Origin of the sequence: Neiella holothuriorum (assembly GCF_019457915.1) — a bacterium.
In the GTDB taxonomy this organism is placed as follows: Bacteria; Pseudomonadota; Gammaproteobacteria; order Enterobacterales; family Neiellaceae; genus Neiella; species Neiella holothuriorum.
In genome coordinates, this window is the sequence record NZ_JAHZSS010000028.1 from 39831 (window position 1) to 52305 (window position 12475).

The following is a 12475-nucleotide window of genomic DNA, read 5'->3' on the forward strand; positions in this document are numbered from 1 at the left end:
CGTTAAGGGGTATCCATTTTTTGCAGGCGCGCGTAATAAAACCCATCCATTTGCTGTTGCCCCGGCAATATTTGCCAACCTGGTGCATCCGGCGTTTCATGTGGCTGTATGGGGATGAGTTTCGCATCCGTATGTGATGTAAGAAAATCGCTGATTTGCAACTGATTTTCAACCTTTAATACGGAACAGGTCGCATATACTAAAGTGCCGTTTGGCTTCAGCATAGACCAAACATTGCGAATGATTTGCGCTTGTAACTCGGCTAATGCTGCAATGTCTTGTTTCGTGCGCAGCCACTTAATGTCTGGGTGGCGGCGGATCACGCCGGTGGCAGAGCAGGGCGCATCGAGCAAAATGGCATCGAATAATTCCCCATCCCACCAATCAGCGCTGCTGGCATCGGCGGTAACAACGTTGGCGTTCAGCTGCAGTCGCTGCAAGTTATCACTGACGCGCTGTAACCGGCTGGCATCAATGTCGATGGCCGTCATAGCCAGCTGATTGTCATTGGCTTCAAGCCAGTGGCAGGTTTTACCACCCGGCGCGGCACAAACATCGAGCACTTTCAGCCCGCTACCTTTGGGTAGCAAGTGAGCCGCTTGTTGCGCGGCTAAGTCTTGTACGGCAAACCAGCCTTCGTCATAACCGGGGAGGCGAGTCACATCGGTGGGCTGCGTCAATAACAATGCATCTGGCCCACTTTCCGTCGCTGTCGCTTCAATCTCCGCGTTAGCTAAAGCCTGTTGAAAGCTGGTGGTGGTTTGCTGGCGTTGATTTACCCGCAGCCACATAGGCGCACGCTCATTGTTGGCATTGAGTACCTGCTGCCATTGTTCGGGGTAGTCAGCTTGTAGTGCTTTAATAAGCCAATTGGGGTGGGCGTACTCAACGGTTGGTGCGGGCCACGCGTTGTTATCATCCTGTCGAATGACGGTGCGAAGAACCGCGTTAATCATACCGCTAAATGCTTTGCCGTTAAGTTGACGACTTGCCGCGACAGTTTCTGACACGGCGGCATGCTCGGGAATACGGGTATGCTTGATTTGATAAATGCCAACCAAGATCAAATGATGAATGACTCGGTAGCGGCCTTTTAAGGGCTTTGCAATACAAGGTTGGGCGAGCGTGTCCAGTTGCGGTAGCCAGCGCAAGGCACCGTAACTGAGTTCGGCCACTAACCCCTTATCTTTGGGGTTATCCAGTTTGGCTTGTGCCGATTGCAGTGCGTCGGTTAATGAGCGGCCTTGCTCCAGCACCCAATAAATAGCCTGAGCTGCGCAGGCACGGGCATTCATGACTGACCTGCAGCACTGAATTGATTGCCGGCAGAAAACCAATCTGCGCGAGCATTAAGTACATCTGCAGCCGGCATGGCTTTTTTGCCCGGCAATTGCACCATGGTTAAGCGCAGAGCCCCGTCACCAGTGGCAACATCAATGCCTTGCTTGCTGGTGGCGATAATGGTGCCGGGAGCCGCTTGAGTGGCTTGGTTCAAGGGCTCGACTTGATGCACTTTAATGGTCTGTTGGTTGAGCGCAGATTGGCTACCGGGCCAAGGCGTAAAGGCACGAATTTTTCGATCAAGTACAGCGGTTGGCAGTTGCCAATCAATCACCGATTCTGCTTTGGTCAATTTCGCTGCGTAGCTCGCTAATTCATTGTCTTGTGGTTCGGCAACTGCGGCGCCTTGGGCCAGAGGGATTAGCGCATCGAGCAGTGCCGTTGGGCCTAATACCGCAAGCTTTTCGTACAGGCTGGCACTGGTGTCGTTCGCTTCGATCGCACATGCGGCCTTGAGCAGCATGGCGCCGGTATCTAAGCCTTCATCCATTTGCATGATGGTGACGCCAGTTTCGCTATCGCCAGCTTCCAATGAGCGTTGAATCGGTGCTGCACCGCGCCATTTAGGCAGTAGTGAACCGTGAACATTAATACAGCCCAGCGCCGGTGTGTCGAGTACCGCTTTTGGCAGTAGTAAGCCATATGCAACCACCACCATGATGTCGGCGTTGAGCGCAGCAAGCTCCTGTTGGGCTGCTTCATCTTTTAGGCTAATTGGCTGAAAAACGGGGATGTCAGCTTGCAGGGCCAATTGTTTGACCGCGCTAGCTTGTAACTTTTTACCCCGACCAGCAGGGCGGTCAGGCTGAGAGTAAACCGCAATCACATTGTGATCGCTATCGAGCAGGGCTTGTAAATGGCGCGCGGCAAAATCAGGGGTGCCGGCAAATACAATGTTTAATGGCAAGGGAGTGTCCTTCAATTAGGCCTGTCGATCCGCTAAGCGGGCTTCTTTTTCCAGCTTCTTTTTAATGCGTTCGCGTTTTAGCGGCGATAAGTAATCAACAAATAATTTGCCCTGAAGGTGATCGAGTTCGTGTTGAACGCAAATCGCAAGTAAACCTTCAGCTTCTTTTTCGTAGGGGGTGCCATCGCGATCCAGCGCTGTAAACTTGATGGTTTCTGCGCGTTCGACATCGGCGTAGTGAGTGGGGACTGACAAGCAACCTTCTTGATTGATCATGCTGCCGTGCTTCTCGGTAATTTCCGGATTGATCAGCACCAAAGGCTCATCACCTTCGTCACTAACGTCCATCACCACAATGCGTTGGTGGATATCAACCTGAGTGGCGGCCAGGCCTACACCTTGTTCGTGGCGCATGGTATCAAACATGTCGTCAACAATTTTACGAATGTTATCATCTACTTCCGCCACAGGTTTTGCCACTGTGCGGAGCCGTTCATCGGGAAATCTTAGTACTGGTAGTAATGCCATAACCTTGCCATTAAATTCTGTGAGCCGGTAGGGCTGCGCTAGAGATTGTGTTGTAATAACCTGTCAGTTTAAATGGTAGCCTGTTGTTGGAACAAGGTTTTGCCGTACTTTGCTAAAACAAGGAAGCTTGCATGAGCAAAAAATGTTGGCCTGCGCTACTTCTCGCGCTGCTGTTAGCCCCTATTGCCCTCGCTACAGAGCTACAGGTGCGCGACGACTACCCTGAAGTTTATGTAGTGAAAAAAGGTGACACCCTATGGGATATCTCGGAACTTTTTCTCGCCACCCCGTGGCTGTGGCCGCAATTGTGGCAGGCAAACCCGCAAGTTGATAACCCTCACCTGATATATCCAGGCGACCACCTGTATTTAAATTTTATCAATGGTAAGCCGGTTCTGACCAAGAAAAAGCGCATTAAATTGTCGCCAACGGTTCGCAATGTGCCGCATGACCAAGCTATTCCAGCACTGCCACTGGCCGATGTGAGATCGTATTTGAAACGTGAGCAGGTGGTAAACCAGAAGCAACTTGAAAAGCTACCTACAGTGCTTGGTACCAGTGATGGTAACAAGCGCGGCTACGCCTCGCAGCTTTGGTATGCCGAAGGTAAATTAGCCGATGCTCGCCAATACGGTATTTATCGGGTGCTTGATCCTTTTCGCCGTCCAGGTACGCACGAAGCATTAGGTATTCGCTTAGCCTTAGTTGGCATTGCCCACGCTAGCCCTGCTGAAGGTGAGAACATGATTGCGCTGGAGATAGAAACCAGTTTGCAAGAAATCAAGCAGGGCGACCGTTTGCTGCCATTGTACCCAGCTGAAAATTTTGCCGCCGTTTTTCAACCTGCCTTTCCTGAGCAAGAGATTGAAGGGAACATCATCGCCACACATAGTGGTGCAGATTACTTCGTGGCGCACGAAATTGTGGTGATCGATCGTGGCACAGAAGATGGTCTAGCGGCCGGTCATTTGTTGAATGTGATTCAAACCGGCAAAGTGATTGTTGATGGCGACTCCAGCCCGGTTTATTTAGAAGACACCAGTAGCTACGACAAATTGGAAGGGGCGGTTATTAATGTTGGTAAAACCAAGCTGCCCGATGAGATACGTGGCCACCTTATGGTGTTCAGAACTTTCGACAAAGTAAGCTACGCTATGATCATGGTTGCTGATCGTCAGTTACAACGGTTCGATAAAGTGGTCAGCAAAAACTAACCTTTATTTGTTAGACACAGGAGGTTGTTCATGGATGAACAACACCAGTGGCTGAACTTGCTCACGGTACCGCGCTGCGGCGCCATGACTATTGCTAAGTGGTACCAGCAAAATCTCATGGATGAGGTGTTCAGCCAGAACCCAAAGACACTCCAAAAGCTCCGACTGCGCCCAGAGCAACAACAGGCGCTGCTTCACCCGAATCAAGATTTCATTCGCCGTGTTGATCAGTGGTGCGCACATAGCGGCGGCCAAATTATTCACCGTGCTTCGCCTGATTACCCAGAATTACTTGCCTGCATTGACGATCCGCCGCCAGTACTATTTTGTCTTGGCGATCGCGCAAGGTTGTACGATCCGCAGCTTGCTATGGTGGGAAGCCGTCATGCGAGTCCTGCAGGCCGAGCGCTAGCGCGCCAGTTCGCCAAAGAAGTAACAACCGCAGGTTATTTAGTTTCGTCTGGCTTGGCGCTAGGCATTGATGCCTGTGCCCATGAAGGCGCACTGCAGGTAGGAACCACATTAGCTGTACTTGGCTCGGGTTTGGCGCAGGTTTACCCCAAACGTCATCAAGGGCTGGCACAAGCGATTATCGACAGCGGAGGCTTATTGTTAAGTGAGCAGCCGCCATGGGTGAAGCCTCAAGCTTTCTTATTTCCTCGGCGTAATCGTATTTTAAGTGGTTTAGCCGAAGGCGTGCTGGTTGTAGAGGCTAGCGAACGTTCGGGTTCGTTAATCACCGCACGACTCGCGGCTGAACAGGGGCGAGAAGTGTTTGCACTGCCGGGCGCAGTAGGTAATCCAAATGCCAAAGGCTGCCATCAACTGATCAAAGATGGCGCCACGCTCGTTGACCAAGTCGAAGATATTTTTTCGACGCAATGTTTAAAAGCGGCAAGCGTGCCCCCAAATAGTTCTGAACAAGCGTATCAACAAACATTGCCAAACAGTGTTTTGTTGGATAACGTTAGAGACAGTGCTACATCAGTAGATGAATTAGTCCAACAAACCGGTCTAGCCGTCGATGTAGTGCTGTCAGAGCTGCTGACACTTGAGCTTGAGGGTCGAGTAGCTGCCGTTCCGGGAGGTTTTATCCGTTTACGGGGGAGCTGACATGTTCGATATTTTGATGTACCTGTTTGAAAATTTTATCCACAGTGAAGTGGAAATTATGGTCGACCATGAAGAGTTGACCGATGAGCTCACCCGCGCAGGTTTCCATAAAGAGGAAATCCTCAAGGCGTTGGCTTGGCTTGAGCGTCTTGCCGACTTGCAAGATAGCGACAAGCACCCGTACCTGTACAAGCAAACTCAACCAGCTGTTCGTATTTACACGGCCGATGAAATGGCCCGAATCGATACGAATTGCCGAGGTTTCCTGATGTTTCTTGAGCAGGCGCAAGTGCTAGACAATAGCACTCGTGAAATGGTCGTTGATCGTGTGATGGAGCTTGATATGGCTGAAATCACACTGGAAGATCTAAAGTGGGTGGTACTCATGGTGCTGTTTAATGTACCGGGCAAAGAAGGTGCCTATTCACAAATGGAAGATCTGTTGTTCGATATTAACGAAGGTTACCTCAACTAAATGCCGCATTCTCCGAATGAGTAGCGGCATTGACCACAAACTATTTAGCCAGCATGAGCATGCGTTAGAGCAGGATCATGGTGACTGTCCTCAGTGCGGCCACAAATTGCTGTTAAAACATGGCAAGCGTGGCCCATTTATAGGCTGCAGCCAATACCCCGGTTGCGACTACTTACAATCACTTCATCACCACTCCGACTCCAGTATTAAACAAGTGCTTGAAGGCACTAGCTGCCCAGAATGCGGCCAACGTTTAGCGCTAAAGCAAGGGCGGTACGGCATGTTTGTCGGTTGTACTGGATTTCCAGACTGTCATCATACCGAGCAAATCGATGAAACCCCGTCCACAGAGTTGACTTGCCCCGCCTGTCAACAAGGCCAATTGATTGAGCGGACATCGCGCTATGGCAAATCATTTTACGCGTGCAGTTGTTACCCGAAATGCCAGTTTGCCGTGAATCATCCACCACAGTCCGGAACATGTCAGTTTTGCGGATTTGAATTGTTGGTGGAGCGAAAGTTAGCGGGTGGCCGCCAACTTCAATGTGCCAATAAAAAATGTGGTAAAAAACAATAGATTTTAAGTTCGTTCGAGCTCAAACATCGAGCCTTCATCGCTATGTAGGCGCCTGCAAACCACAACACGTTTATTTCTTCTTTCGTTTTTTATTACAAATGCTTAGTATCTCTTTCCTGTTGTAGGCAGGTTCGATGTGCGGCTTGTTTCAGCGGTTTTCTAAAACCACGTTGTTGTTCTTAGTTATTGATTCAGGATGAATCGAATTAAGCGATGTAGCTGGTTTTCTTACATTTCAAGGGGTTTAAAATGGCGCGTTATATGAAATACGTTGCGGCTTTGGCTTTCACATTATTATTAACAGCCTGCGGTGGTCATGGGTATGAAGGCACTTACAAATTAGAAGCTGAAGGGGCGATGGCTGGGCTACTGAAAATGGCGCAAGGCATGAGTGGCCAAGAGGGCGACATTACCATCGAAATCGGATCTGATTACCTCATTTCTGAAGGCGAAAAAATTGAAGTCGATGAAATCACCACGCGCGTTTCAAATGGAAAAAAATATTTGGTGATTGTCGATGAAGGCAGCAGTGAAGACGCATTTGAGATTGGCGACAATGGCACGCTGATTCAAAATGTTGGTTTTGGCTCGTTGGTCTACACCAAGCTTTAAAACGCTTTGTGCCTGCTTGCGGGCGCTGCAGCGATAAAAAACGGCGCGATATCGCGCCGTTTTTGTTTAGTGAGTTACTGCTTTTATCGCGTTGGCCAAGCCGGGAAAGTCGTGTTCTGGCAACAGGGGTTGTAACGCCTGTAGCTGCTTGAACATACTCGTGCTATCTAAGCCTGCCACATTAATATGCCCCATTTTTCGGCCGGGGCGCTTATCTTTGCCGTACCAGTGCAGATGCACGCCAGCCAAAGCATGGGCGTTGCTATCAATATGATCGCAGCCGAGGATGTTAATCATCCCGGTTGGCCGAACAAGCTCAGTGCTACCAAGTGGTAGGTCACAGACTGCACGCAGGTGGTTCTCGAACTGACAAACGTCGGCACCTTGCTGAGTCCAATGACCGGAGTTATGAACGCGCGGCGCTAATTCATTCACTAATAACGAGCCTTGAACGTCAAAGAACTCAATGGCTAGAACGCCAACATAATCGAGTTCATCTGCAATCTTGCTGAATGCATCGACGGCTTGTTGCTGCAATTCGCTCGACGCTGCGGGTGCAAACGAAAAGCTAAGTACGCCGTTTTCATGATGATTTTGGGTGATAGGATAGACATTCACATCACCATTTTTGTTGCGAACGCCAATCACCGACACTTCGCGATCGAAAGGTACCCACTCTTCTGCAACCATCGCTTGATTCGGCGAACTGTCACCTAAGAATACTTCGATTTCTGCCCAGACCGCGTCGATTTCATCGGCTGATTTCAACCGCCACTGGCCTTTACCATCGTAGCCTTCAAGCGCGCTTTTAAGCACTAATGGCAAGCCGATGTCGACGGTCGCTTGTTGCAAATCGGCTTTGCTGGCGAGCACTTTGTATTTGGCGTTGGCAACAAAAACCTGATCGAGCAGCTGCTTTTCCAGTCGGCGATCGCCGCCGACTCGGATGGCGCGCTCGCCCGGCAAAAATTTCCCGCTGGCTTGGCTTTCAATCAGAATATCATTCGGGATGTGTTCAAATTCTGCAGTAATCACATCACAATCTGCTATGCCGCTTGCCAAATCTTGTTGATAATCGGCCAGAGTAACCGGATGAACGACTGAGTGGCTGCGTACATCATAAGCGCGAACAGATATCCCTAGCGGCGCACCGGCTAGAGCCATCATGCGAGCCAGTTGCCCAGCTCCCAACACCAAAACCTTCATTTATTAACCCTCAGATGGATCAGGTTGACTCAATACCGTATCGGTCTGAGCCTGGCGGAAAGCGTCTACTTTAGTCATGACTTCAGGATCAAAGGCACCAATGATCTGTGCCGCGAGTAAGCCAGCATTCGCCGCGCCCGCATCACCGATAGCCAGCGTACCGACAGCAACACCTTTTGGCATTTGTACAATCGATAGCAGTGAGTCGATGCCCTTGAGCATACGTGATTGAACCGGTACGCCAAGGACTGGCAGGCTAGTGAATGCTGCACACATGCCCGGCAAGTGCGCCGCGCCGCCTGCACCACCAATAATCACTTTCAAACCGCGCTCGTGGGCGGAGGCCGCATAGTCGGCTAACAGTTGTGGGGTGCGGTGAGCGGAAACAACTCGGGTCTCATACTCAATGCCAAACGTGTCTAACATATCGGCGGCGTGCTTCATGGTGGGCCAATCTGATTTTGACCCCATGATGATTCCAACTTGCATGGTGTTTTCCTGCTCTGTCTGCAACGGTGTAACAAAAGTGGCGGAATTATAGCGATTTTAGTCGATAAGTTGAATTGATATGGGGAATCAGGCGTTCAGCCTTGGCCCATACGTTGGTGGAGTACCCTAAATATGCGATTTGCGGTAAGCTCCGGCACATCTAAGTGCAAATAACTATTACTTCGGAATGACCAAGCAAACTCCTGATCCAATCGCGGCGCTGCACCAAAGTGGCGTTATTGCTTACCCGACAGAAGCGGTATTTGGGTTAGGCTGCGACCCTGATAATGAAGCTGCCGTCATGGCACTCTTGGCGATTAAACAGCGACCTGTTGAAAAGGGATTAATATTAGTTGCGGCTAATCGTGAGCAGTTGGCTGCTTATGTCGATTTCGCTGCACTGACCTCGGCGCAATTAGCGCGCGTTGAGGCAACATGGCCGGGGCCTCACTCGTGGGTAATCGCCAAGCAGCCAAAAGTACCGACCTTTTTAAGCGGCCAATTTGATTCGCTAGCGGTGCGTGTGAGCGCCCACCCCGAAGTGCAAAAACTCTGCTTAGCATTTGGCAAGCCCTTGGTGTCGACCAGTGCTAATTTCACAGGCCAGCCACCTTGCCGAACCACGGCCGAGGTAGATACTCAAATGGGGCACTTACTGGCCGCCATTCAGCCTGGCGACTGTGACATCAATGCGAACCCCAGCCAGATTCGAGATGCCAAATCCAATCAAATTCTTCGCCCCAGTTAAAGGAATAGGCCAATGAGCAGTATTCAAGTGGAATCCGTTAAACAATATTTGCTGCAATTGCAGGACACTATTTGTCAGCAATTGACACAAATGGATGGCAGCGCTGAGTTTTTAGAAGATGCGTGGCAGCGGGATGAAAAAACTGAATCACTTGGCGGTGGAGGGCGCAGCCGAGTGTTGACGGGCGGCGCGGTTTTTGAACAAGCTGGGGTTAACTTTTCCCATGTGACCGGTGCGCAAATGCCAGCATCTGCCACGGCTCATCGGCCTGAGTTAGCGGGTCGCCGTTTTGAAGCGCTCGGGGTGTCGCTCGTGGTGCACCCAAACAACCCGTATGTGCCAACGTCACACGCGAATGTTCGCTTTTTTATTGCCGAAAAAGACGGTGCCGAGCCCGTTTGGTGGTTTGGTGGTGGTTTTGATTTGACGCCGTTTTACCCGTTTGATGCGGATTGCCAGCACTGGCATCAAGTTGCACATGATCTATGCGTCCCATTCGGGCCAGATGTTTACCCGCGCTACAAAACATGGTGTGACGAATACTTTTTCTTAAAGCATCGCAACGAGACTCGCGGTGTGGGTGGTTTGTTCTTCGATGATTTAAACCAACCCGGATTCGAGCAAAGCTTTGCTTTTATGCAGGCTGTCGGTAACGGTTACCTCGATGCTTATTTACCCATTGTGGCGGGTAGAAAAAATACCGAGTTTGGCGAGCGCGAGCGTCAATTCCAGCTATATCGTCGCGGTCGCTATGTTGAGTTTAATTTGGTGTTTGACCGTGGCACCTTGTTTGGTTTGCAGTCTGGCGGTCGTACCGAGTCGATATTAATGTCGATGCCGCCATTGGTTCGTTGGCAATACAATTACCAACCAGAGGAAGGCTCCGCCGAAGCGCGTTTGAATGACTACCTGAAACCGCGAGAGTGGCTATCCGTCTAAATCCGCATTGCGCATATGATCGGCTAATTGAAAGAACGACTGACGCAGTTGCATGCGAGTAAGAGGGCAGGTTACGTGGGTATCTAACGCTCGGGTCATGCACAGCATCCATTGATCACGCATGTTCGTATCAACAGTGAATGGCAAATGACGAGCGCGTAGGCGCGGGTGGCCATACTTTTGCTCAAATAAAGGCGGGCCGCCAAACCAGCCACTTAAAAACTCGAAAAAGCGTTGGCGTATTGAATCCATTGGCTGTGGGTGCATAGCGAGCAGTTCTGCGGCTTCTGGTAATTGCTCCATATTGTCGTAAAACGCGTCAGCCAGACGTCGCACTCCAGCTTCACCACCAAGCGTGTTGTAAATGGATGATTGTGTCGGTACTTGCGATTTTGTTTGCCCAGATTCGCTGGTTTGAGCGCCGTGCTTTAACTTGTGTTTGAGCCAATTCATCACTATCGTGTCCTCAGTTTTCCGCGCGCAGTGTAGCAGAACTGATTGCTCGCCGGCGCCTACCGATAAAATCGAGGCCTAACTATGGATCAGTACGCCGTTTTTGGTCGTCCTATCAAGCAAAGCAAATCACCTTTTATTCATCGCTTATTTGCCGAACAAACCCATCAACAGCTGACCTATGGCGCTATCGAGCCGAGTGAATCGGAAACCTTTTCTCAGGCCGCTGCAAATTTCTTCGAACAAGGTGGCAAAGGTTGTAACGTCACCATGCCGTTTAAGCATGATGCCCACGAATTTGCGACACAGTTATCTGAGCGAGCTAAGATCGCAGGTGCGGTGAATACCCTTAAATTGCTTGATGATGGCGGAATTCTCGGTGACAACACCGACGGAGCCGGCTTAGTTGCAGACTTAAAGCTCAATCATGTTGAGCTGAACGATGCGCGTATTTTGATTATTGGAGCGGGTGGTGCAGCGCGCGGAACACTCCTTCCGCTATTACAAGAGCAACCCAGCCAGCTCGATATTGTTAATCGAACAGCCAGTAAAGCTCAGGATCTGGCAGACTTATTTCCTGACCATAGCAATATTGCCGCGCTGGGCTTTGGGCAACTTGCTGAAAGTTATGATGTGGTGATTAACAGCACATCTGCCAGCATGACCGAGCAGCTACCACCCGTGCCAGGCTCCATTATCAGCCAACAGACCGCTGTTTATGACATGGTGTATCGCCAGCAACCAACGGTGTTTATGGCGTGGGCGAAGCAACAGGGAGCCCGCAAAGCGATTGATGGCTTAGGCATGTTGGTTGCACAAGCGGCCGAGTCGTTTGCTGTTTGGCGTGGCATTCGCCCTGGTATGCGGCAGGTATTGCGGGAGTTGAATAAGAATTTAGGGCGAATTTAGCCTTTGTTCTAAATGCGGTAACGTCGTTGCCTCCTCAAAATTACGTCAGTCACTTAGTCAGCTACGCCTTAGGCTAAACTGGCGAGATTAAATTCGTTTGCCGTCTAGCCACACTATTTAATAGCCTTGGTTAAAACGGCGGAGCGAGCGACGAGCTAACAACCGTTCCTATTGAGCCTGTCGAAATACGAACGGTTGAACAGCTTTTCTACTTTATTCTTCTAAATAATCATTCTTCCACTGCACATAGTTATCAGCTGATTTCTGCAGGCCTGCAATTTCTTGTTCTGTCAGCGGACGTTTTTTGTGAGCAGGGCTACCTACATATAAGTGGCCACTTTCGAGACGCTTACCTGGAGGGACGAGGGTGCCCGCACCGATCATCACATCATCTTCAACAATGGCGCCGTCTAAAACAATTGCGCCCATACCGACTAAAACACGGTTACCAATCACACAACCATGCAGTACAGCTTTATGCCCAACTGTTACGTCGTCGCCGATAATCAGCGGATAGCCTGCGGGATTGCTTGGGTTTTTGTGGGTGACGTGAAGAGCTGAGCCATCTTGTACGTTCGAGCGTTGCCCTATGCGAATAACATTCACATCACCGCGCGCAGCAACAAGGGGCCAAATGCTACTGTCATCGCCTATATGAATATCGCCCATCAGCACACAGCTCGGATCGATATAACAATTCTGACCGAGGGTTGGTGTAACACCTTTATAAGGACGTAATGGTCCTGATTGAATACCTGTCTTATCTTGCATAAAAATCCCCTTGGTTAATTGCTGGCCTAATTTCACGCAATTTTTACAAATTTGTACGTTTGATCGCCTATAAACACAGGCTTTTCAGTATAAATGAATTAAAACTAAAAAAGTTCAAAAAAGCCCTTGACCGAATTCAAAGACTCCCTATAATGCGCCCCCACAGCAACGGGGAACGGCAACGAACTAAAGT

The 12475-nt window shown here is 50.0% G+C and carries 15 protein-coding genes; 8 read left to right on the forward strand and 7 right to left on the reverse strand.

Going from position 1 to position 12475, the window contains the following annotated elements; all coding sequences use genetic code 11:
- Nucleotides 1-2 precede the first annotated feature (2 nt).
- Genes rsmB through def form a run of 3 tightly spaced genes read right to left on the reverse strand, consistent with a single transcriptional unit; the run spans nt 3 to nt 2776 of the window.
- Nucleotides 3-1295: a 16S rRNA (cytosine(967)-C(5))-methyltransferase RsmB gene (rsmB, locus tag K0504_RS17195; protein ID WP_220105396.1), complete on the reverse strand. Its 1293-nt coding sequence runs from the start codon at nt 1293-1295 to the stop codon at nt 3-5.
- Entirely contained in the window at nt 1292-2248 is a 957-nt protein-coding gene (gene fmt, locus K0504_RS17200; RefSeq protein ID WP_220105397.1) for a methionyl-tRNA formyltransferase, read from the reverse strand. The genes rsmB and fmt overlap by 4 nt, the downstream gene beginning before the upstream one ends.
- A 15-nt stretch (nt 2249-2263) precedes the next feature.
- Nucleotides 2264-2776 carry a peptide deformylase gene (gene def, locus K0504_RS17205; protein WP_220105398.1) on the reverse strand — a complete coding sequence of 171 codons (513 nt, stop codon included), beginning with the start codon at nt 2774-2776 and terminating at the stop codon, nt 2264-2266.
- Nucleotides 2777-2907: 131 nt separating this feature from the next.
- On the opposite strand from def, the gene K0504_RS17210 reads away from it, so the two are divergent.
- The 5 genes from K0504_RS17210 to K0504_RS17230 all read left to right on the forward strand — a co-directional run bounded on the left by K0504_RS17210 (nt 2908) and on the right by K0504_RS17230 (nt 6767).
- Nucleotides 2908-3990 (forward strand): LysM peptidoglycan-binding domain-containing protein, encoded by a 1083-nt coding sequence (locus K0504_RS17210; RefSeq protein WP_220105399.1) that lies wholly within the window; start codon nt 2908-2910, stop codon nt 3988-3990.
- 30 nt (nt 3991-4020) lie between these two features.
- A complete protein-coding gene (gene dprA, locus K0504_RS17215) occupies nt 4021-5103 on the forward strand; it encodes a DNA-processing protein DprA (protein WP_220105400.1) in 1083 nt (360 codons plus the stop codon).
- Between the two features lies 1 nt (nt 5104).
- Nucleotides 5105-5578 carry a DUF494 family protein gene (locus tag K0504_RS17220; RefSeq protein ID WP_220105401.1) on the forward strand — a complete coding sequence of 158 codons (474 nt, stop codon included), beginning with the start codon at nt 5105-5107 and terminating at the stop codon, nt 5576-5578.
- Nucleotides 5579-5594: 16 nt separating this feature from the next.
- Nucleotides 5595-6155 (forward strand): DNA topoisomerase family protein, encoded by a 561-nt coding sequence (locus tag K0504_RS17225; RefSeq protein WP_220105402.1) that lies wholly within the window; start codon nt 5595-5597, stop codon nt 6153-6155.
- A gap of 249 nt (nt 6156-6404) precedes the next feature.
- Complete coding sequence (locus tag K0504_RS17230) at nt 6405-6767, forward strand: hypothetical protein (RefSeq protein WP_220105403.1); 363 nt, start codon at nt 6405-6407, stop codon at nt 6765-6767.
- Between the two features lie 66 nt (nt 6768-6833).
- On the opposite strand, the gene K0504_RS17235 is transcribed toward K0504_RS17230, so the two are convergent.
- Nucleotides 6834-7973 carry a 5-(carboxyamino)imidazole ribonucleotide synthase gene (locus K0504_RS17235; protein ID WP_220105404.1) on the reverse strand — a complete coding sequence of 380 codons (1140 nt, stop codon included), beginning with the start codon at nt 7971-7973 and terminating at the stop codon, nt 6834-6836.
- A gap of 3 nt (nt 7974-7976) precedes the next feature.
- Nucleotides 7977-8462, reverse strand: a complete 486-nt coding sequence (purE, locus tag K0504_RS17240; RefSeq protein ID WP_220105405.1) for a 5-(carboxyamino)imidazole ribonucleotide mutase — start codon at nt 8460-8462, stop codon at nt 7977-7979.
- A 187-nt stretch (nt 8463-8649) separates the two neighbouring features.
- Here purE and K0504_RS17245 point away from each other — a divergent pair, with 187 nt between their 5' ends.
- A complete protein-coding gene (locus K0504_RS17245; protein ID WP_220105406.1) occupies nt 8650-9210 on the forward strand; it encodes a Sua5/YciO/YrdC/YwlC family protein in 561 nt (186 codons plus the stop codon).
- Nucleotides 9211-9222: 12 nt separating this feature from the next.
- A complete protein-coding gene (gene hemF, locus K0504_RS17250; RefSeq protein ID WP_220105407.1) occupies nt 9223-10149 on the forward strand; it encodes an oxygen-dependent coproporphyrinogen oxidase in 927 nt (308 codons plus the stop codon).
- Here the strand turns inward: hemF and K0504_RS17255 are convergent.
- Nucleotides 10138-10602, reverse strand: a complete 465-nt coding sequence (locus K0504_RS17255) for a group II truncated hemoglobin (protein ID WP_220105408.1) — start codon at nt 10600-10602, stop codon at nt 10138-10140. The two genes, hemF and K0504_RS17255, sit on opposite strands and share 12 nt — an antisense overlap.
- Before the next feature lie 84 nt (nt 10603-10686).
- On the opposite strand from K0504_RS17255, the gene aroE reads away from it, so the two are divergent.
- Nucleotides 10687-11511: a shikimate dehydrogenase gene (aroE, locus tag K0504_RS17260; protein ID WP_220105409.1), complete on the forward strand. Its 825-nt coding sequence runs from the start codon at nt 10687-10689 to the stop codon at nt 11509-11511.
- Between the two features lie 213 nt (nt 11512-11724).
- Here aroE and K0504_RS17265 read toward each other — a convergent pair whose 3' ends face one another.
- Complete coding sequence (locus K0504_RS17265; protein ID WP_220105410.1) at nt 11725-12282, reverse strand: gamma carbonic anhydrase family protein; 558 nt, start codon at nt 12280-12282, stop codon at nt 11725-11727.
- Between the last annotated feature and the right edge of the window lie 193 nt (nt 12283-12475).